Origin of the sequence: Pseudomonas sp. 43mfcvi1.1, assembly GCF_900115935.1 — a bacterium.
Classification (GTDB): domain Bacteria; phylum Pseudomonadota; class Gammaproteobacteria; order Pseudomonadales; family Pseudomonadaceae; genus Aquipseudomonas; species Aquipseudomonas bijieensis.
On the sequence record NZ_UETT01000021.1, the window covers coordinates 20377 to 40208 of the forward strand.

Annotated in this window: 15 protein-coding genes; 7 read left to right on the plus strand and 8 right to left on the minus strand. The window is 62.1% G+C overall.

The window, feature by feature from the left end:
• The first annotated feature begins 10 nt into the window (after positions 1 to 10).
• The gene (locus tag DTP52_RS29065; RefSeq protein WP_109756411.1) at positions 11 to 1408 is read left to right on the plus strand and encodes an MFS transporter; all 1398 of its coding nucleotides are present in this window, start codon (positions 11 to 13) and stop codon (positions 1406 to 1408) included.
• Between the two features lie 9 nt (positions 1409 to 1417).
• Positions 1418 to 1933 (plus strand): single-stranded DNA-binding protein, encoded by a 516-nt coding sequence (locus DTP52_RS29070; protein WP_024778338.1) that lies wholly within the window; start codon positions 1418 to 1420, stop codon positions 1931 to 1933.
• A gap of 126 nt (positions 1934 to 2059) precedes the next feature.
• Here the strand turns inward: DTP52_RS29070 and DTP52_RS29075 are convergent, their stop codons facing one another.
• The 3 genes from DTP52_RS29075 to DTP52_RS29090 all read right to left on the minus strand — a co-directional run bounded on the left by DTP52_RS29075 (position 2060) and on the right by DTP52_RS29090 (position 5781).
• A complete protein-coding gene (locus DTP52_RS29075; protein ID WP_176689036.1) occupies positions 2060 to 2686 on the minus strand; it encodes a hypothetical protein in 627 nt (208 codons plus the stop codon).
• Between the two features lie 128 nt (positions 2687 to 2814).
• On the minus strand, positions 2815 to 3669 hold the full coding sequence (locus tag DTP52_RS29080) for a hypothetical protein (protein ID WP_109756413.1): 855 nt from the start codon (positions 3667 to 3669) through the stop codon (positions 2815 to 2817).
• A gap of 186 nt (positions 3670 to 3855) precedes the next feature.
• The gene (locus tag DTP52_RS29090) at positions 3856 to 5781 is read right to left on the minus strand and encodes an MAC/perforin domain-containing protein (protein ID WP_109756414.1); all 1926 of its coding nucleotides are present in this window, start codon (positions 5779 to 5781) and stop codon (positions 3856 to 3858) included.
• A gap of 210 nt (positions 5782 to 5991) precedes the next feature.
• Between DTP52_RS29090 and DTP52_RS29095 the strand changes: the two genes are divergently transcribed.
• Positions 5992 to 9291 carry an AAA family ATPase gene (locus DTP52_RS29095; protein WP_109756415.1) on the plus strand — a complete coding sequence of 1100 codons (3300 nt, stop codon included), beginning with the start codon at positions 5992 to 5994 and terminating at the stop codon, positions 9289 to 9291.
• Positions 9292 to 9382: 91 nt separating this feature from the next.
• Here DTP52_RS29095 and DTP52_RS29100 read toward each other — a convergent pair whose 3' ends face one another.
• Positions 9383 to 9937, minus strand: a complete 555-nt coding sequence (locus DTP52_RS29100) for a cysteine hydrolase family protein (RefSeq protein WP_109756416.1) — start codon at positions 9935 to 9937, stop codon at positions 9383 to 9385.
• A 98-nt stretch (positions 9938 to 10035) separates the two neighbouring features.
• On the opposite strand from DTP52_RS29100, the gene DTP52_RS29105 reads away from it, so the two are divergent.
• The 3 genes from DTP52_RS29105 to DTP52_RS29115 all read left to right on the plus strand — a co-directional run bounded on the left by DTP52_RS29105 (position 10036) and on the right by DTP52_RS29115 (position 13219).
• Positions 10036 to 11034 (plus strand): GlxA family transcriptional regulator, encoded by a 999-nt coding sequence (locus DTP52_RS29105; protein ID WP_109756417.1) that lies wholly within the window; start codon positions 10036 to 10038, stop codon positions 11032 to 11034.
• A gap of 333 nt (positions 11035 to 11367) precedes the next feature.
• The gene (locus tag DTP52_RS29110; protein ID WP_109756418.1) at positions 11368 to 12471 is read left to right on the plus strand and encodes a DUF3182 family protein; all 1104 of its coding nucleotides are present in this window, start codon (positions 11368 to 11370) and stop codon (positions 12469 to 12471) included.
• The gene (locus DTP52_RS29115; protein ID WP_109756419.1) at positions 12461 to 13219 is read left to right on the plus strand and encodes a S9 family peptidase; all 759 of its coding nucleotides are present in this window, start codon (positions 12461 to 12463) and stop codon (positions 13217 to 13219) included. The genes DTP52_RS29110 and DTP52_RS29115 overlap by 11 nt, the downstream gene beginning before the upstream one ends.
• A gap of 138 nt (positions 13220 to 13357) precedes the next feature.
• On the opposite strand, the gene DTP52_RS29120 is transcribed toward DTP52_RS29115, so the two are convergent.
• From DTP52_RS29120 to DTP52_RS29135, 4 genes are read right to left on the minus strand one after another with little or no spacing between them, the layout of a single operon-like run.
• Complete coding sequence (locus tag DTP52_RS29120) at positions 13358 to 14359, minus strand: lysylphosphatidylglycerol synthase domain-containing protein (RefSeq protein WP_109756420.1); 1002 nt, start codon at positions 14357 to 14359, stop codon at positions 13358 to 13360.
• Positions 14346 to 15644: a cardiolipin synthase ClsB gene (gene clsB / locus DTP52_RS29125; protein ID WP_109756421.1), complete on the minus strand. Its 1299-nt coding sequence runs from the start codon at positions 15642 to 15644 to the stop codon at positions 14346 to 14348. The genes DTP52_RS29120 and clsB overlap by 14 nt, the downstream gene beginning before the upstream one ends.
• Complete coding sequence (locus tag DTP52_RS29130; RefSeq protein ID WP_109756422.1) at positions 15641 to 16453, minus strand: endonuclease/exonuclease/phosphatase family protein; 813 nt, start codon at positions 16451 to 16453, stop codon at positions 15641 to 15643. The genes clsB and DTP52_RS29130 overlap by 4 nt, the downstream gene beginning before the upstream one ends.
• Positions 16450 to 17376 carry a DUF72 domain-containing protein gene (locus tag DTP52_RS29135; RefSeq protein ID WP_109756423.1) on the minus strand — a complete coding sequence of 309 codons (927 nt, stop codon included), beginning with the start codon at positions 17374 to 17376 and terminating at the stop codon, positions 16450 to 16452. The genes DTP52_RS29130 and DTP52_RS29135 overlap by 4 nt, the downstream gene beginning before the upstream one ends.
• Before the next feature lie 276 nt (positions 17377 to 17652).
• On the opposite strand from DTP52_RS29135, the gene DTP52_RS29145 reads away from it, so the two are divergent.
• On the plus strand, positions 17653 to 19743 hold the full coding sequence (locus tag DTP52_RS29145; RefSeq protein ID WP_109756424.1) for a mechanosensitive ion channel family protein: 2091 nt from the start codon (positions 17653 to 17655) through the stop codon (positions 19741 to 19743).
• Positions 19744 to 19832 lie beyond the last annotated feature (89 nt).

Here is a 19832-nt window from a genome sequence, read left to right on the forward strand (position 1 = left end):
AGGTTTTTCCATGCAAGATCCCCACAGCGAACGCATGAGTAGCGGCGAGACACGCGCAGCAAGCGGTCTGGCCCTGGTGTTCGCCTTCCGTATGCTGGGCATGTTTATGGTGTTGCCGGTGCTGGCGACCTATGGCATGGACCTGGCGGGCGCGACCCCGGCCCTCATCGGGTTGGCGATTGGCGCTTATGGCCTGACCCAGGCGATCTTCCAGATCCCGTTCGGGATCATTTCCGACCGCATCGGTCGACGTCCGGTCATCTACCTGGGGCTGATCGTCTTCGCCCTCGGCAGTGTGCTGGCGGCCAATGCCGATTCGATCTGGGGCGTGATCGCCGGACGAATCCTGCAAGGCGCCGGGGCCATTTCCGCGGCCGTCATGGCGCTGTTGTCAGACTTGACCCGCGAACAACATCGGACCAAGGCCATGGCCATGATCGGCATGACCATCGGCCTGTCGTTCGCCGTGGCCATGGTGGTCGGTCCCTTGCTGACCCGTGCCTTTGGCCTGTCGGGCCTGTTCCTGGCGACCGGGGCCATGGCGCTGGTAGGGATCCTGATCGTCGCGTTCATGGTGCCGCGTGCCACCGGGCCGTTGCAGCACCGTGAGTCCGGGGTGGCGCGCCAGGCGTTGATCCCGACGCTCAAGCACCCGGACCTGTTGCGCCTGGACCTGGGTATTTTTGTGCTCCACGCTATGCTGATGTCCAGCTTCGTAGCCCTGCCGCTGGCCCTGGTCGAGAAGGCCGGCCTGCCCAAGGAGCAGCACTGGTGGGTCTACCTGACCGCGCTGCTGATTTCGTTCTTCGCCATGATTCCATTCATCATCTATGGCGAGAAACGACGCAAAATGAAACGAGTTTTGCTCGGCGCCGTCGTGACGCTGATGCTCACTGAGCTATTCTTCTGGCAGTTCGGCGATAGCCTGCGGGCCCTGGTGATTGGCACCGTGGTGTTCTTCACCGCGTTCAATCTGCTGGAGGCTTCGCTGCCTTCGCTGATCAGCAAGGTTTCCCCGGCGGGCGGCAAGGGTACGGCGATGGGGGTCTACTCCACGAGCCAGTTCCTCGGCTCGGCGTTGGGTGGGATCCTCGGTGGCTGGCTGTTCCAGCATGGCGGTTTGTCGGTTGTGTTCCTGGGATGTGCCGCGCTGGCTGCACTTTGGCTGGCCTTTGCTGTTACCATGCGCGAACCTCCCTATGTGACGAGCCTGCGCTTGCCCTTATCGCCCGAGGCGATTCGTGAGGCTGGCCTGACCGAGCGTCTGAAGGCCGTCGTTGGAGTAACCGATGCAGTGGTGGTCGCCGACGAGGCGGCCGTGTATATCAAACTCGACACCGAATTATTGGATCGCGCGACGCTCGAGCGCCTGGTGAACAACCCGGCCCCGACCACGTGCGAAGCCTAGGAGAACGTTATGGCCCGTGGGGTTAACAAAGTCATATTGGTCGGTACTTGCGGCCAGGATCCTGAAGTTCGCTACCTGCCCAACGGCAACGCCGTGACCAACCTGAGTCTGGCGACCAGCGAACAGTGGACCGACAAGCAGACCGGCCAGAAGGTCGAGAAGACCGAGTGGCACCGCGTGTCGATGTTCGGCAAGGTGGCCGAGATCGCCGGCGAATACCTGCGCAAGGGTTCGCAGGTGTACATCGAAGGCAAGCTGCAGACCCGCGAGTGGGAAAAAGACGGCATCAAGCGCTACACCACCGAAATCGTGGTCGACATGCAAGGCACCATGCAACTGCTGGGTGGCCGTCCACAGGGCGACCAGCAACAAGGTGGCAACAACTACCAGCAGTCGGCTCCGCGTCAGCAGGCGCCTCGTCCGCAGTCCGCTCCACAGCCACAACGCGAACGCCCGGCCCCACAACAGGCCGCGCCGCAACCGGCTCCGGATTTCGACAGCTTTGATGACGATATTCCGTTCTGATTCCTACTTGGGAATTGCCCAGGTAGTTCCTGAAAAGCCCCAAGCGTTCTGCGCTTGGGGCTTTTTATTGGGCATTTGGCACAGGCAGGTATGTTCGTGGTTTGAGAAATGGGCAACTTCGGCCGCTCACAAATCCAAGACCACGACTTCATGCATCCTCTCGCCAACTGATTGCCTCAACCACGCGGCATGGAACGCCATGTCCTGCACCGGTACATGCACCCAGAATCGACGTTCGATCGGCTTGCCATTGTCCCCGGCGAAGCACACCTCAAAGTGACAGCCATTGGCGAAAGCATTCGCCATGTAGGGCCTGATGGAGTGGATGGCGCTGTATGGCACACATACTTCGCTGGCTTCTCGGGCCGGGCGCCGTTGGGTGAAGGTGAGGCATTGCTGGTCTTCGTCAAAACAGAAGCCGAGCACTTCAGGCCCGGCGGCGAGCCAGCGAATGACGCCCATGGCCACCAATGCGCTGACGAACATGAGCGTCAAGACCAGAGGGTCTTCAAGCACTTTTGTATGAATGCTCGGCAGGCCTCGTCCGTCGTAGAACAGGTTGATCGATAACACCGCCAACCCGTAGAGCGGCAAGGCAAGCAATAACGCCACGGTGTACAACATGGTACCCAGGTATCCCGTCCTGGGGATTTCGCTTGGGTAATCCCAGGTGGGGGGATGCGGTGGTGCCGATGCGACGGTGTCGGTCGGGCCCGGGGAGCAGACCAGGCGCGACGGGGGAGTGCGTTTCATGCGGCTGGCTCTTGGGGGGACGCTACCTGGCCATTCTTATCGTTATTGCTCAAATATGCCTAGTAAAAATCACCATGGCCCCAGGGCGCGTAAGCCCCGGGGGCTGTTTTGTCCCATGCCCACGCCTTTCAAGGACGATAATTGGCTGGCAACTCATGCCGCGTCGGCGTCTTCTCTTCGTGATAGTGCGGTTTGCCCTGGGGGGAGTTCATCAAGGTTGAATTGGCCAGGATCGTCTCCGTCAGCAAACAGTCCTCACCGTCCCCGAACCAGCAGGCCAATGCCGAGTTTCGATTGCCATGCATGTCCACGACGGCCGGCCAGTTTTCGACGCCAAGGGCGTCACTGGGAGCAATGTCAGGGTAATGCTTGGGCGGCAGGACCAGCGCATCGCCGGGCTTGACCCATAGGTCGGCCAAATGAATCTCCCTCGACGCGGGCCGCCAGCGGGCGACGCTGATCACCAGCGGCAAGCGCCCGTAGCGGGAAAAAAACGCGTGGGGAAAGTTGTGGTATTCAAGGTCGGTCGGGTTGTAGGTCAGCAGTTCGCGCTGGCGCGCCGGGCCCAGGTAGGGCGATTGGTGGCCGGCCCATTTGCCGTAGGTGTATTGGCCCAGGATCAGTTGGTCGTACTCGAAGTGCAGGCATTCGCCGTTGCCGAGCAGGGTCATGCCGAAGGCTTGCGCCGTTTCCCGGGTTGCCCAGATCGGTTCGTAGTGCACTTCGCTGGCGTGGAAATCGAACGTCTTGATCCAGTAGGAACCGGTGCTCGTGGGAACCTCACGGTCCCTCCAACTGATGCCGGAGTAGCGAGTGCCCAGGGACAGGGCCGGGTTCTCGGGGTTGAGCGGGATCAGGTTGCCACGCACCTGGGCACTCGGCTGTGCCAACCCATGATCGTTGAACAGATAGGGGAAGCGACGGGGATCGAGCGCTGTTTCCACGCCGTCGCCGATAAAGGGGACACAGTTGAAGACTTGCATCGGATAGGGACCACGCACGCAAGAGGGCTAGAGGAAGGGCGTTCTGTCGCCCAATACCAGTCAATCAAATCATGAATCCGTGGGAGCGAGCTTGCTCGCGATGGCGGCGGCACATTCAACATTGAAGCACGCTGAACCACCGCTATCGCGAGCAAGCTCGCTCCTACAGGGGGTAACTATCGGCTATCAACTATACGGACGATGCGGCTCGCGTAACCAATCCATGCCGTGAGGCTGGCGCCAAGGCCGGACGGCGGCGCGCTTTTCAACCTGGGTCAGGCACAAAGCGTCCATCCAGTAGTAGACCATCAACAGGTGAAACACCTCATCGCCGCGCCGGTCCCAAATGACATCGTCCTGTTGGCGACCCGGCTCGATGGGCTTGAGCCGGCAGTCGCCCTGGTCGTGCATGCCCTGCAAACAGGCCCCCGTCTCGTAATTGATCAACAGGACCGGGTGGTTGATTTCCGGATAAGGTTTTTCCAGCTCGGGCATGTACCAGAATTGCCCGGGGTTGTGCCTGTCGGGCGTTTGCATGGCAATACGGGTTTTGTTTTGCGAATCGACCGCCAGTGCCGGTTTGTCGCCGGTATTGCTACGCACGATGTACAAGGCGGTGCGAGGGTCTTCCTCGGTCTTATCCATTTTGACCAGCTTGACCTTGCCGAACGAGTCGTGGGCAAGACGCGCCTTGATCTTCACCGTCGGGTTGAGATCCTTGCCCGCCTGGCCAAAACCGGCAATGAGTCCATCGACACCGGGCGCCTCGACGTCATTGCCCGCCAGTACATAGGTCAGGCCGGACAACGGGTTGGGTTGCATGTGCTTGGTCAGCGTTTCCCAGCGCTTGAGTGAAACCTCACTGGCGCCATTGGACAGCAGGGCTTCACGCATGGCGTACCCCGGGTAGTAGCGTGAGTCGCGCGGCCAGCGCTCGGTGGCCAGGAGCAATTTATGCCCGCTTTTTTGTCTCAGCAGCAGGGCCAGTGCATCCCAGAACTGGTCAAACTCCGTGGCAGATGCAGTCGCTGCGGGTGGGTAGTGAAAGCTATCGCTGGTTTCCTTGCTTTTGTTGTCGACGAACACCATTCGCAAGGCCGGGCCGGTTGCCGTGCCCTTGGGGGTGGTTTGCCGTCCGGAGCGGCCGAGGACAACCACCGACTCTTGCCAAGTCCCTTCAATTTCCGCTTTGTAGCTGGTGTACCACTGGTAGGCTTGCTCCAGGGCTGAACGGGTCTCGCCTTCCTTGACGAAGCGATAGACCGGCGCGATTTTCAACTCCACCACCGTCGGATCGTCGGGCAGCGATTCACGCCATTTGCCGAACTCCGCGTTGCAATTGCTGGGGTCCACTGCGTTGAAAGCGATAGCGTGCGTGCCTCCCTGGGTGGTCAGGTTGGCGTTGCGATGGGCGATGTTTTTCTTGACCGTTTCCGAGATCGACGTCGTCGCGCTACCACTGACGAATGCGCCGTATTCGGCCTTGACCATCGCATCGAGGGTGTTGGCCTGGCTGAGGAAGTGCTTGAGGGCGGTCATCGCATAGTTCAGCGAGCCGCCGACGGTCACTTCGCTGACGATATCGACGCCAAAATCGACGAGAAAATTGAAGAACGGCGTCGGGTTGCCTGGATCGAAGGTCTTGGGCAGGTCATCGACACGCTTCTTGAACGCTTCAGTGGCATTGGCGGGGTTGACTTCGAAGGTCAGTTTCCATAACCGCACCGTGTGACTGTAGAGCGCGGCTTCGCGTTCTTCGAGCGTCTTGATGTCGCTGCCGAAGGTGGCTTTGAAGCCGGCGGAAAAGGCGCCATATTTGCCGGAGGCCTCGACACTGGTCCGGGTATGCTTTTCGTATTCGTCGCGGGAGGAAAACGTCTCGGTCGAGAAATTGTCGTTGGCCACGACCGTGGACATGGTGACGTTTTTCCCCACGTTGTAGGCCGTTTTCCGGTACGGCACGGCGCGTTTGCCTGACTCGGTATCACCAACCTTCTGGCACTCCTTGCTGTCGTCGGCCCAGTCGAGCCGGTTCAGTCCACGCCCCAGCAGTTGCGAACCGCCGATATCCCGCAATTCGTCGCCTGCGTTGCCCTTCAGTCCATCGTTCATCGCCTTTCTCTCATCGTTCAGGTTTGTGTCAACTGGGTGCCAATTGATGGGAGCGAGTATCTGGAGGCGAGGGATAACCGGACAGTCCAGAGCGGTGTCAGTCCGGTATCAGTTTGGTATCAGGCCAAATGCCATCTTTTCGTGAATCCGGAGGAGACGCTGGAGTACACTCGATCGGCTGCCGTTGTCCCAGGGTAGAGGGCTATCGACATGGACACCCGACACAACACCTTTGCTGCCCTGCCCAAGCGCGATGCCTCGATATCCGATGGTCGTGTCCTGCTGGACGGCGTGTCGTTGAAAGGCCTGCGCAAACAGCATGGCCTGAGCCAGGAAACCCTGGCCGAGGCGTGCCTGAACCGGCATTTGTGCGTCTCGATCGCTTCCATCAAACGCGCCGAAACCGGCAAGCCAGTGCTTTACCGCACCGCTCGGCACCTGGCGACGGCCTTCGGGGTCGATGTGAGCGCGCTGCTGGGCGATCCCGCCTCGGCGGCTTTGGCCCACATCCAACAGACGATGAGCGAGTTGCACCAGGCCGCCTTTGCGCAACAGGCGCTGAAACAGGTCGATGACAGCGTTATCCGCTATGTGCTTGAACTGTCCTTTCGGATCGATGGGCTGCCCGCAGCGGCGTTGACGGAGGAAATCGAGCGTCTGGTGCGTCAGTTCGGAGGCGTTCCACTGGGGATTACGCAGGAGGTGATGATTGCCCAGTTCGGCTCTCCACAAGCGTATCGCAGTGATAGCGAGCGGGGCCTGCTCTGCGCGTTGGCGCTGAGCCGGGAACACTTCGTCACGCCCGGCCATGCCTTGTTGCTGCGGCTTGTGCGCCTGAGTGCCGAAACCACGGAGCCTGCGGCCGTGCCGGCCTTGCTCGCGCAAAAGCCGCTGCTGGATCGTCATGGGCACGCGCCGGTGTATGTTGCGCAGAACCTGCTGGAACAACTCGCAGCACGGTTTGAGTTTTCGTCCAGTGACGATGAGTTTCGGGCCTATCGTAAATGCCTGCGCCCGCGCAGCCTCGACGAAAACGCGCCACGCCCCTTGGTGGGACGGGCCATCGAATTATTGCAGTTCAAGGCGGTGATCGAGGCCACCCAGGAATGCCAGGATGGGCACATCGTCTATGTGCGCGGCATGGCGGGCATTGGCAAGACTCGCCTGGTCAGCGAGTTTTTCGAAATGGCCCGGCAGCGTGGTTTCGCCTGCCATCGCGGCGATGTGCTGGATTTCGGCATGGACAACAGCCTGTGGCCTTTGGGTCAATTGGTGGCCAGCCTGCTCAACCTGGGGAGCGCGCCGCCCATCAGCGCGTCACTGTTGGACGCTGCCTTGTCGCGCCTGAAAGTGGCCGCCGAACATCGAATGTTCTTGCAAGTGCTGACGGGCGTGTCGTCTGTCGAGCCTCCGATCCTGTATGGCGCGATGAGCAACCAGGCCCGTACCCAGGGGCTGTTCCAGGCTTTACTCGAAGTGTTGCTGCGCGTCGCGGTGCAACAGCCCTTGTTGATCTGCCTCGAAGACTTGCACTGGGGCGATACCGCGCTGTTTACGCTGTTGGGCAAGCTGCTCGATGCTACTGACGAAGCACCGGTCGTCTGGCTGCTGACGTCCCGCCCTGAAGGTGATCCGCTGGACGGTGAGATTCGTGCGCATTCCTCCAGCCCCATGAGCCTGCTCGACATCGCGCCGATCCGGGCGCGGGAGGCCACGCTCCTGGCGGAGCAATTCACCGAGGTCGAGCCGTGCTACCGGGCCGAATGTGTCGCCCGCGCCCAAGGCAATCCGCTGTACCTGACGCAACTGTTATCCAGCCAGCAAGGTGTTTTTCCCGACAGTCTGCGGCATCTGGTCCAGACCCGCTTTGACAAACTGGCCCCCGAGCAACGTCGCGCCCTGCATTACGCCGCCGTGCTGGGCAATCGCTTCGAGCTGACGCTGTGGCGCGAAGCGCTGGGGCAGCCTGGTTATCTGCCAACGACGGACATGCGCCAGGGCTTGCTGCGGGAAGTCGAGCCAGGCAGCTATCTGTTCGTTCACGACCTGGTCATGCACTGTCTCTACGACGCGATGCCCACGCTGCTTCGCGAGCAATTGCACGGTGAGGTGGCGAGCCTTTACCGCGAGCGTGATCGGGTGCTTTATGCCCAGCATTTGCTGCGAGCCAACGATCCGGCGGCGTTCGACGCGCTGTTGCTCGCCATGGCCGAAAAGCGCTTGGCCTGCCAGTACGACAGCGTTCTTGCCCTGGCCCGGCAAGGCTCGGCGTATGCCGAGCGTGCCCAGGGCAATTTTTCCTTTGCGTTGTTATGCGGCCAGGCGTGCTCGGGCCTGGGCCAGACCGTGGAGGCACGGGCGCATTTGCAGCGGGCATTGGCATTGGCCGAGCAACCACAGGATCAGATCGAGGCCGCGCTGGGGTTGGCAGCTGTCCTCAATACCCTCGATTGCCTGGACGAGGAGGAGCGCCTGATCGAGGCCATGCTGCCCATCGCCCAAGCCATGCAGGCCCATACAGCGCTGGCGCGGCTGAATCACTTGCGCGGGAACATCTATTTTCCACGGGGCGATTACGCCGAATGTCGCCGGCTCCATGAAGAGGCCTTGTCCTTTGCCCGCATCGGCCGGGACCTGCAAACCGAGGCCAAGGCCTTGAGTGGCATTGGCGACTCCTATTACGCACAAGGGCGCATGCAGACCGCCTACGAGGTTTTCGATCAATGCGTACGCCTTTGCGAGCGCAATGGCTGGGCACACGTGGAGGCGGGCAATCGCAGCGCCCGTGGCTCGGCGCAGCTCTACCTGGGCCAGCCGGAGCAAGCCTTGCGCGATGCCATGGAGGCCATCGAATGCAGCACCCGCCTGGGCAATCATCGGGCACAGGTGTTCTCGCGACTCACTGCGGCCTGGGTGCTGGTGGCGGGCGGCCAGGATGCCTTGGCGGAACAAGAGCTGACCTGCGCTTTGGCGCTGGCGCGCAACCTTGGTGCCAGCCGTTTCGAAGCGATCCTGCTGGAAGGGTTGGCGCGGGTGGCGTTGCGCCAGGGCGAACGCGGGCTGGCGCAGACTTTGATCATGGAGGCGGCGAGCCTGGTGGAACGCTTCGAGCTGCAGCGTTACATCGGGCCCTGGGTCTACGGCAGCCTGGCGATGATCAGCGAGGATGTGCAGCTCAGCCAACAGGCCTTGGCGACGGGCGAAGCCCAACTCACCCTGGCCTGCCTGGCCCATAATGCCTTGCGCTTTCGGGTGGCCGCTGCTGAAACCTGCCTGTTGGCGGGCAATACCGAACAAGCGATCTGGCATGGGCAACAGATGGCGGCGTTGCCCGAGTCGGCGTCGTGCGCCTGGATCAACCATCACGTGCGGTTGATCGATGTGGCGGGGCAGTGGCTGCGCAGCGCCGATCGAGCCAGCGGCGAGAAGTTGAAAGGGGTGGCGCGCGAAGCGCAGCAGATGGGATTCGTGGCGACGATGCCGAGGTTGTTGCAGGTACTGGATGTTTGATCGTTTCCCTGCACACCGTAGAGACTCGAGACAAAAACCGCACTTCATCGAAGCGCGGTTTTTTTTGCGATTTCTTAGAGGGGCCGTGTGTTTAGCCATTGGCCGCCAGGAATTGCTCGGTGCTCACCACACTCGCGTAGGCAAACCCCAGCGCGGCCATGAACGCCGCATGCACCTGGGCCGCAGGCACGACGACGCCGTTGAACTCCAGGTCGAGGGTGGCGCAGGCATCATGGATCACGGTGACGCCGTAGCCCAGGTCCGCCGCCGCCCGAACCACGCCATCGACGCACATGTGGCTCATGCTGCCGACCACCACCAGTTGCTCGATGCCCTGATGATCGAGGATGGCTTGCAGTTCGGTTTCGCGAAACGAATTGACGAAATGTTTGAGCACCACCGGCTCGTCGGCGCGGTTGAGCACCTTGGGGTGCAACTGTGCACCTTCGGAGCCAGGGGTGAAGAATGGCGCGTCGTCGGAGGTGAATTCGTGGCGGATGTGCACCACGCTGTCGCCGGTCTGGCGAAAGGCTTCAATCAGGCGGGCGGCGTTATCGGCGGCGGCTTGGGCACCGACCAACGGCCATTTGCCCTGGGGGAAGTAGTCATTCTGGATATCGACTACGATGAGCGCTTGCTTGGACATGGGGGCTTCCTCGATCAGATTGGGTGTGAGGCCAGTATTGGCTTTTGTCGCCGCTTCGAGGATTGGCCGCAACGACAATAAGCGAGGGAAAACTGACAATGACGCAGCAAAGGGCAGTTGCCGAACTTGGGGTGCTCATCTACCCCGGTGCCCAACTGGCGGCGGTGCATGGCTTGACCGATCTGTTCGGTGTGGCCCAGCGGATCGCGGCCGAGCACGCCAGCGTGCAGTTGCCGCGGCTGCGGGTCAGTCATTGGCAGGCCGGCAGCGACGAGGCGCCGCGGCGGGTCTTCGACAGCGAAACCGGCCCGGCGGGTCCGTTGGTGGCGTTGCTGATTCCGCCCTCCATCGCTGGTTTCGACGACGACCTGGCATCGCCAACGCTGATGGATTGGCTGCGGGCGCAGCATGCGGGCGGCACCGTGCTGGGCGGGGTGTGCGTCGGCTCGATCCTGCTGGCCGAAAGCGGCCTGCTCGATGGGCGCAGCGCCACCACCCACTGGACCTCGGCCAAGTCCTTCGCCGCCCGTTACCCGAAGATCAAGCTCAACGCCGACAAACCCATCGTCGACGACGGCGACCTGATCACCACCGCCGGGCTGATGGCCTGGTCGGAACTGGGGCTGCGCCTGGTGGACCGCCTGCTCGGGCCCAGCATCGCCACGCGTACGGCGCAGTTCCTGGTGATCGAGCACAGCGACAGTGCGAGCCAGTGCGGCAGCAACTTTGCGCCTATCCTCGGCCATGGCGACGGGGCGATTCTCAAGGTCCAGCATTGGCTGCAAAGCAGCGGCGCGGTAGAGGTTTCCCTCGGGGCGATGGCCGAACGGGCCGGGCTGGAGGAACGTACCTTCCTGCGCAGGTTCCGCGCCGCCACCGGGCTCAAGCCCACCGAATACTGCCAGCACCTTCGAGTCGGCAAGGCCCGGGAAATGCTCGAGTTCACCAATGGCACCATCGACCACATCGCCTGGACCGTCGGTTACCAGGACCCGAGTGCCTTTCGCACGACATTCAAGAAAATCACCGGATTGGCGCCGAGTGATTATCGGGCGAGGTTTGGGGTGAACCCGCTGGGTTCTCCCAAACAGCAGTGACTCCTTTGTGGCGAGGGGATTTATCCCCGCTATGTGGGAGCAAGGCTTGCCCGCGAACAGGCGCCTCAATTTCTGAAAGACCGCAGCGCCTGCATCGCGGGCAAGCCTTGCTCCCACATGAATTCCCTTGCCACAGGGGGTGACGTCTGCTGCTGGGCATCGTGCAATTTGCGGGATGCCGACCGTATGTCGTGCAGAATGAAACGGGCCAGGTGCTATCAACTGCGCACGATACGCCCGCTTGGCTGACCCGCCGCTGTCCATGCCCCCGTTGGCCTGATCTCTGCACCCTCCCTTATCTACAGCCATCGAGCGCAGGAAAAAGGGCAACGCATGACATCAGTCAATCGCAACAAACGGGTCGTGGCCTATTCGGTCAATCCACAAGCGCCGCGCCATGAGGTCGAGACCAATCGTGCACTGGCCCAGTGGCTGGCACAGATCCTGGGGTGGGAGTATGGCGACAGTCATGACCCCCATGGCGGTCATGATCCATACCTATTGCCCACGCAAACCCTGATCGGGCCCGAGGCCTTGATGCGCCTGGCGGTCAAGGGGCCGGAGGATGTGTGGGGTGGATATGTCGAGCACGATTTTATCTGCACCAAGGCGATTACCCATGGTCTGTTGAATAAGGACGCCGTGGCACCCAAAGGCTGGTCGCCTCTGTTTGCCAAGCTCACCCGAGGCGCGGTGCTCGATGGCGTGACGGTTTTTTCGCTCAAGGATGCGCGCCCGGCCGCTGAGCACTTGCTGTACACCGGGCCCATCCGCCTCAAGCCGATCCATGCTTGTGCCGGACGTGGCCAACGGCTGATCAAGAGCCTGGCCCAGTTCGATGAAATAGCCGCCGCGCCGGACGCCCAGGCGCTGTTTCGCGAAGGGGTGGTGCTGGAACAGCACCTCAACGAGGTCAAGACCCAGAGCGTCGGCCAGAGCTTCATCAACGGCAAGGTCCTGAGCTATTGCGGCGTGCAGCACCTGACCCACGACAGCGAAGGGTTGGAGGTGTACGGCGGGTCGGATTTGCTAGTGGTGCAGGGCGGCTATATCGAGTTGCTCAGGCTCGAACTGCCCGACGATGTGCGCGAGGCGGTGCGCCTGGCGCAAGTGTTCGATGACGCCGCCAACCAGGCCTATCCGAGTTTTTTTGCGTCGCGGCGCAATTACGACATCGCCCAGGGCCTGGATGCTGCCGGCCAGCCTCGTGGCGGTGTGTTGGAGCAGTCGTGGCGCATGGGCGGCGCCAGCAGCGCCGAACTGGCGGCGTTGCAGGTGTTCGTCGAAACGCCTGAAACCAGCGCGGTGCGAGTGTCCTCGGTGGAAACCTACCTCGACCAAGCGCTGCCGACCGGCGCCAGGGAGGTCTATCGCGGCGCGGCGCACAACAGCGACTTCCTTCTCAAATATGTAACGGTTCAATCCTATGACGGCTAGAAGTGAAACCATTCAGATCGAGATCGACGATGAACGCATGAACGGGACGTTCCTGAGCCCCAAGTCGAAAGTCCCTGGCGTGTTATTCGTGCACGGTTGGGGTGGCAGCCAGGAGCGGGACCTGGAACGGGCCAAAGGCATCGCCGGCCTCGGTTGCGTGTGCCTGACCTTCGACCTGCGCGGGCACACCGGCGGGGCGGGGATCCCATTGTCACGGGTCACCCGCGAGGACAACCTGCGGGATCTGCTGGCGGCATACGACCGCTTGCTCGCCCACCCAGCCTTGGATACCTCGGCGATTGCCGTGGTGGGCACCAGTTATGGCGGTTACCTGGCCTCGATCCTGACCTCGCTGCGCCCGGTGCGCTGGCTGGCCCTGCGGGTGCCGGCGCTGTACCGCGACGAGCAATGGCACACGCCCAAGCGCGACCTGGACAAGAGCGACCTGCTCGATTACCGCAGCACCCTGGTACACGCCAGCACCAATCGTGCCTTGCAGGCGTGTTCGCAGTTCACCGGCGATGTGTTGCTGGTGGAATCGGAGACCGACGACCATGTGCCCCATGCCACGATCATGAGCTACCGGGCGGCGTGCCAGCAGACCCATTCGCTGACCCACCGCATCATCGACGGCGCCGACCATGCGCTGAGCGACCCTGTGTCACAACAGGCCTACACCTCGATCCTGGTGGGCTGGATCACGGAAATGGTGGTGGGAGAGCGGTTGAGCATTATCCAGGAACGGTAGATGTGTGGCGTTCAGGCGGGCGTCATCGCGAGCAGGCTCGCTCCCACGTTGGATCAGCGGTGAGCACAAAATTGATGATCACCACCTATCCCTTGTGGGAGCGAGCCTGCTCGCGATGGGCCCCGACTAGGCACCCAATCATTTAAGCCCGGGCTTGACCCGCAACGCCTTGGCCTTCGCCTCGATCACCAGGTACATCACGACTGTGATCAACAACGGCAAGATGAAGTAGATCGCCCGGTAAGCGATCAGCCCCGCCAGCAGACTACCCCGCGACACCTCGTGCTGCAGCAGCGCGATGAACACTGCCTCCAGTACCCCAAGCCCCGCCGGAATATGGGTGATGACCCCGGCAATGCTGCTGATCAGCAATACCCCGAGCACCATTGGATAATCCAGTTTGCTGGGCAGCAAAGTGAAAATCACCGCCGCCATCAACGACCAGTTCAGCGCGCCCAACGCCAGTTGCAGCACCGCCATGCGCAGGGACGGCAGATTGATTTCCATGCCGCGAACGGTCCAGGCCCGCCGCTTGGAAAACCGACAGGCCGCCAGGTAAGCGGCACTCGCCAGCAATAACAGCACGCCGACGCCTTGCAGCGCATCGCTGCTGAGTTTCCAGCCCGGCGGCATTGTCACCAGGCCGCTGCTGAACACCGCCCCGGCCAGGGTCATGTAGCCGAACCAGTTGGTGGCCAGGCTCAGGCCAAGGATCTTGGCGATGTTGCCGGTGCTGACCCCCAGCCGCGAATACAGCCGATAGCGCATGGCGATGCCGCCAACCCAGGCACTGAGGTTGAGGTTGAACGCGTAACTGATCACCCCCACCGGCAAGATCTGCCGCCAACCCAGTTTCTGGCGGATGTAAGTGCGACCGATCAGGTCGAAGCAGGCATAAGTGATGAAGCTGGTGATGGTCAGCGCGGCGGCAATGATCAAGGTGCGTACCTTGAAGTCGGCCAGGGTGGCGAATACTTCGGACCAATCGATACGCCGGGCCAGGGCGGTGAACAGCACGATCAACAGCAGGAAAAACGCCAGGGTCAGCGGTCTTTTCCAGCGGTTCCAGCGGGATTTGGGCTTGGCCTGCTCCGGCGCATGGGCATCTCTCGGCGCAGCATGCGCTTCAGAGTGGTTCATGGGGTTCGCTCCGGACCGCCGTCGGCGGCGAAAAAGGTTTCAGACGCGGTTTATGGGCCGGCAGCCAGCCGGCCCAGGCCGGGAAGTGGCGCAAAAAGTGGAACACCATGAAACCGATGGTCATGCGCCACAACAGGCCCCGGGGCGCGTGGTTTTCCGGCATGACGGTGCAATGGTTGCGGCTCAGGTAATCGAGGCGCTCGAACAGCTCGCGGTTGAACGCCCGGTCGCGGATCAGCACATTGGCTTCCAGGTTCAGGGACAGGCTCAGCGGGTCGAGGTTGCTCGACCCCACCGTGCTCCAGTCCTCATCCACCAGGGCGACCTTGCCGTGCAGCGGTCGCTCGCAATATTCGTAGATCACCACGCCGGCCTTGAGCAGGTAGCTGTAGAGCATGCGCGCGGCGAGCTTGGCGATCATCATGTCCGGCTGGCCCTGCAGGATCAGCCGCACCTGCACGCCACGCCGCGCCGCGTTGCGGATCTCGCGCAGCAACCGGTAGCCGGGGAAGAAATAGGCATTGGCGATCACCACCCGCCGCTGGGCACTGCGCAGCACTTGCAGGTAGACCTCTTCGATATCGGTCTGGTGTTCGTGATTGTCCCGATAGACCAGGCGCACCTGGCCGTCATGGTCGCTGAACGCCAGCTCGTTGCGGCGGCTGCGGCGGCGTTGCCACCAGTATTTGGCCCGGGCGGGCCGGCCGCTCTGCAACAGCGCGAAGTGATGGATATCCACCACCGCCGGGCCTTTGACCTCCACGGAATAGTCCTGCTTGGCCTCGGGACCGAAATCGCCCAGGTGGTCGGCGGAAAAATTGATCCCGCCGATAAACGCAATCACCCCGTCCACCACCACGATCTTGCGGTGCAGGCGACGGAACCAGTTGGTGCGGATCCCCAAGTAGCGGGGCGCCGGGTCGAACATCTGCAAGCGCACCCCGGCATCGCTCAACGAGGCGAGGAATTCGGTGGTCAGCTCACCGCAGCCGAAGCCATCGAGGCTGACGGTGATGCGCACGCCACGCTGGGCGGCCTCCACCAGCAGGTCCCGCAGTTCGCAGCCGACCTTGTCCTCGAACAGAATGAAGGTCTCCAGAAGGATTTCTGTCTCGGCCCGGCGAATGGCTTCGAAAACCCTGGGGAAATATTCCTCGCCGTTTTCCAGCAGCTTGACGCGATTGTTGCCGTGCCAGCCGTATTCGATATCGGCCAGTGCCGGGTTGCGCTCGGTGGGCGGAACTTCAATTTGCTCCACCGTCGCCTTGTTCACCGTCGCGCTCATAATTCGATCTCCACCGACAGCGGTGCATGGTCGGAGAGGTGCGACCAGGGTCGTACGCTCAACACCTTGGGATGATGGGCCTTGAGGTTACGCACATAGATGCGGTCCAGGCGCAGGATGGGCAGGCGGGCCGGAAAGCTGCGGGCTGGCTTGCCCAACCGCTCGGCGAACACTTCGCGCAGGCCGCAGGGCTTGAGCAGCTCGCTGGCCTTGCCGCGCCAGTCGTTGAAGTCCCCGGCGACGATCACGGGAGCCTCGGGCGGCAGCTCGCTCAAGCGCTGGCAAAGCAGTTGCAATTGCTCGACCCGATGCCCTTCGCGCAGCCCCAGGTGGACGCAAATGGCGTGGACTTGCGGGCCGTCGGCGCCCGGCAGGCGCAGCACGCTGTGGAGCATGCCGCGGCTTTCGTGGCCGCTGATGGACACGTCGATATTGTCGTGGCGGATGATCTGGAATTTCGACAACAGCGCATTGCCGTGGTCGCCCGCCGGATAGACCGCGTTGCGCCCATAGGCGAACTGCGGCCAGAGACTGTCGGCGAGGAACTCGTACTGCGGCATGCTCGGCCAGTTGCTGTAGCGCTGGGGGTGATGTTCGTGGGTGCCATGCACTTCCTGCAAAAACACCACGTCGGCGGACACGCTGCGCACCGCCTCGCGCAGTTCCGGCAGGATGAAGCGGCGATTCAGGGCAGTGAAGCCCTTGTGGGTATTGACCGTCAGGACGGTGAAGCGGCTGACCCGGTCAAGGTCCTGGCCCAAGTGCTGGATCGGGTCGCGGCTCGCTTCGGTGGATTCCGGAATGCTCATGGCAATACTCCCTCGGCCGGGCGCACGCCGGGCGCGGTAGCGAGGTCTTTGTCCAGATCGAAGTGCTCCAGCAAGTGCCGTGCGTCGTAGGGCGCGCGGACTTTGATGTCGTTGTCGAAATAGCAGAACACTTCCCGGTGCTTGCGTGCCCGGGGTTTCTTGTTTGGGTCGATCAAGTGGGCGTCGGCAGGTTGCTTGCCATGACTCCAGGCCGCGATCCGCTCGCCCCAGCGTTTCAACGCTGCGTCGGTGTAGCCACTGGCGTACAGTTCCTCGGCACCGTGCAGGCGCAGGTAGACGAAATCGCTGGTGACGTCTTCGCGATAGGGCCATTTGCCGGCGGTGTCGGCGATCACCAGGGCCACGTCGTAGCGCTTGAGCAACGTGACGAAGTGCGGGGCGATGAAGCTCTCGTGGCGGATTTCCACGGCGTGGCGCAGCGGGCGCTTTTTGTCCGTCGTGGTGCTGGCGTGGCCGTCCAGGCGTGGTTCGTGCTCGCGGGCCAGGGCGGCGGCGCTTTCGGTGTCGTGGGGCAGTTGCTTGAGGAAGTCTTCGAACAGCTCGGGGTCGAATTTGAAGCTGGGGGGAAACTGCCAGAGAATCGCGCCGAGTTTTTCCTTGAGCTCCAACACGCCGGAGGCGAAGAAATTGGCCAACGGCTTGTGGATATCTCGCAGGCGCTTGATGTGGGTAATGAACCGCGGGGCCTTGACGCTGAACACGAAGCCGGGCGGCGTTTCGGCGTACCACTGGGCATACCGTTCGGGACGTTGCAGGGCGTAGAACGATCCATTGATTTCGATGCTGTTGACCGCGCGCGAGGCGAATTGCAATTCCCGTTTCTGGGTCAGCCCCTTGGGGTAGAAGTCCCCCCGCCAAGGCGTGTAGCGCCAGCCGGAAATACCAATGTGGATCGCCGTCATGTATCCCTCCCGTGCCAATGACCTCGTGCAGCCTGTGTCTTTTGATGACCGCCGCGCGCGCTGGAAAGTTTCGATGGAGTGCCCGGCGGCAGTGAACTTGTGGCGAGGGAGCTTGCTCCCGCTGGGGCGCGCAGCGGCCCTGTGTCTTGGGGCTGCTGCGCAGCCCAGCGGGAGCAAGCTCCCTCGCCACAAGGTTTTGTATTGACCTTCGGAGCGAACTTGCCGGCCCAATATTGATCAGTTCCTTACCGATCCCGTGTGAAGGAGCCTCGCGTTTTGTCTCGATTGAGCACTGTATTGCTGCTGTTCTTGCTGGCGATGAGCGGCACCAGCGCCTACGGGACCGCCGCTGTCCCCGGCACCTCCAAGCCCGACGAACCGCCCGCCGAGCCCGCGCCGCTGGTACAGGGCGGTTTGCTGGGGGCGATCAGCTCGAGCATCGATGACGTCCAGGACAAGCTCGACCTCAACCAGAGCCTGGTGGACGCCTGGCGTTTGCGGGCGGATCGGGCGGCGGATGAGATGGACCGGCTGGTAGACCAGACGTCCCGTTCCTCCTGGCGCGTGGCGGGGGATTTCCTGTTGTTGTCGGGCGTCTGGATCGGCGTTTTTGCGTTGATCTGGTCGGGGGCGCGGCTGTTGTTGCGACACCTGGGGCGGCGCCGCTGGCTGCGTACCCGCCAGCGCCTGCGTGACTTGCTCGGTTATCTGCTGCCATACACCGCTGCGGCGGTGATCTGCCTGCCGCTGACCCTGTACGTCAGCCACTTCCTGCAGGTTTCGGTTGGCCGGGCCCTGGCGCTGTGCTTCGCCTACGCCACCAGCAGCGGCATTTTCTCCACGTCGGTATTTCTTTGCGTAATCGTGATGTTCAATGCCGGGCACAAACGTCGGGCGGTGGCGATGATCCGCCGTTTCTGTCCCCGGCCGTTGTTCATGATCGGCTTTCTCGCCGCCCTCAGCGATGCCCTGACCAGCCCGCAGATCGCCCGGCAACTGGGTGGCAACATCACCAGCAGCATCGCGGTATTCACGGGTTTGTTCGCCTCGGTGATCTTTGGCTGGCTGGTGATTCGCATGCGCAGGCCCGTGGCGCACCTGATCCGCAACCGCCCGCTGGCCCAGCGCTTGAAGCAGCCAGCCTTGCAGGAGTCGCTGCGGATTTTCTCCGGGCTCTGGTATTGGCCGATCCTGTTGATGGTACTGGTGTCGGCGGTGAGCCTGATCGGTGTTGGCGAGGACAACCAGAAAGCCCTGCGTTGTGCCTTGTTCACCACCATCCTGCTGATCGCGACGGTGTTTCTCAGCACCGTGTTCCAACATGTCTTCAAATCGCCCAAGGCCGAAGCCATCCAGCGCAACAGCGCCTACAAGGGGCGTCTGCTGAGCCTGCTGCATGCCTTGCTGAGGATCGTCATGGCGGTGGCGTTCATCGAGATTCTCGGGCGGATCTGGGGTATTTCCCTGTTCGAGTTCGCCTCACGCAATGCCGTGGGCCGGGCGATCAGCGATTCCTTGAGCCGCATCGGGCTGATCTTCCTGATGACCTGGCTCACCTGGGTGGTGCTCGACACGGCGATCCAGGAAGCCTTGAAACCGCCGCTGAACAAGCGCGGGGCCCGCCAGCCCAGCACCCGGGTCAAGACCATCCTGCCGCTGTTGCGCAACGCGGCAAAAATCATCCTGGTAGTGATTTGCGCAATCACCACCATGGCCAACCTGGGCATCAACGTCGCGCCGTTGCTGGCCGGTGCCGGGGTGGTGGGGCTGGCGATCGGTTTCGGTTCGCAGCAACTGGTGCAGGACGTGATCACCGGGCTGTTCATCATCATCGAAGACACGCTGTCCATCGGCGACTGGGTGGTGCTCAGCTCCGGTCACGCCGGCACGGTCGAAGGCCTGACCATCCGCACTTTGCGCCTGCGCGACGGCAAGGGCTTCGTGCATTCGGTGCCGTTCGGCCAGATCAAGGCCGTGACCAACCAATCGCGGCAATTTGCCTTTGCGTTTTTCTCCGTGCAATTCACTTACGACACCGATGTCGACCAGGCCATCGAGCTGATCCGCGAAGCCGGGCGCGCGATCTCCGAAGACCCGTTCCTCAAGTTCAACCTGCAAGGGCCGCTGGATGTGTTCGGCGTGGACAAGATGGACCTCAATGGCGTGGTGCTCACGGCGCAGTTCCGCACCGTGTCCGGTGGGCAATATGCGGTGAGCCGGGCGTTCAACCAACACCTGAAGAAGCTTGTGGATAACCACCCGGCGGTGCATTTCGCGCAGACTTATCCACAGCAGGTGGTGATGCCGAAGCGGTTTGTCGAGGAGTTGCAAGAAGAGCGAGATGAGGTGCCCAATCAACCTCAGTAGTTGGGAAGGTTTTGTGGCGGGCTGCTGGCCTCATCGCGAGCAGGCTCGCTCCCACAATGGATCTTTAGTGGATTCGGAATTTGCGTTCA

Bases quoted from the DNA above. Each gene is read 5' to 3' on its own strand.
- DTP52_RS29110 (WP_109756418.1), top strand. From the start codon at position 11,368: ATGACATCAGTCAATCGCAACAAACGGGTCGTGGCCTATTCGGTCAAT.
- DTP52_RS29120 (WP_109756420.1), bottom strand. From the start codon at position 14,359: ATGAACCACTCTGAAGCGCATGCTGCGCCGAGAGATGCCCATGCGCCG.
- clsB (WP_109756421.1), bottom strand. From the start codon at position 15,644: ATGAGCGCGACGGTGAACAAGGCGACGGTGGAGCAAATTGAAGTTCCG.
- DTP52_RS29090 (WP_109756414.1), bottom strand. From the start codon at position 5,781: ATGAACGATGGACTGAAGGGCAACGCAGGCGACGAATTGCGGGATATC.
- DTP52_RS29130 (WP_109756422.1), bottom strand. From the start codon at position 16,453: ATGAGCATTCCGGAATCCACCGAAGCGAGCCGCGACCCGATCCAGCAC.
- DTP52_RS29080 (WP_109756413.1), bottom strand. From the start codon at position 3,669: ATGCAAGTCTTCAACTGTGTCCCCTTTATCGGCGACGGCGTGGAAACA.
- DTP52_RS29115 (WP_109756419.1), top strand. From the start codon at position 12,461: ATGACGGCTAGAAGTGAAACCATTCAGATCGAGATCGACGATGAACGC.
- DTP52_RS29070 (WP_024778338.1), top strand. From the start codon at position 1,418: ATGGCCCGTGGGGTTAACAAAGTCATATTGGTCGGTACTTGCGGCCAG.
- DTP52_RS29135 (WP_109756423.1), bottom strand. From the start codon at position 17,376: ATGACGGCGATCCACATTGGTATTTCCGGCTGGCGCTACACGCCTTGG.
- DTP52_RS29075 (WP_176689036.1), bottom strand. From the start codon at position 2,686: ATGAAACGCACTCCCCCGTCGCGCCTGGTCTGCTCCCCGGGCCCGACC.
- DTP52_RS29105 (WP_109756417.1), top strand. From the start codon at position 10,036: ATGACGCAGCAAAGGGCAGTTGCCGAACTTGGGGTGCTCATCTACCCC.
- DTP52_RS29095 (WP_109756415.1), top strand. From the start codon at position 5,992: ATGGACACCCGACACAACACCTTTGCTGCCCTGCCCAAGCGCGATGCC.
- DTP52_RS29065 (WP_109756411.1), top strand. From the start codon at position 11: ATGCAAGATCCCCACAGCGAACGCATGAGTAGCGGCGAGACACGCGCA.
- DTP52_RS29100 (WP_109756416.1), bottom strand. From the start codon at position 9,937: ATGTCCAAGCAAGCGCTCATCGTAGTCGATATCCAGAATGACTACTTC.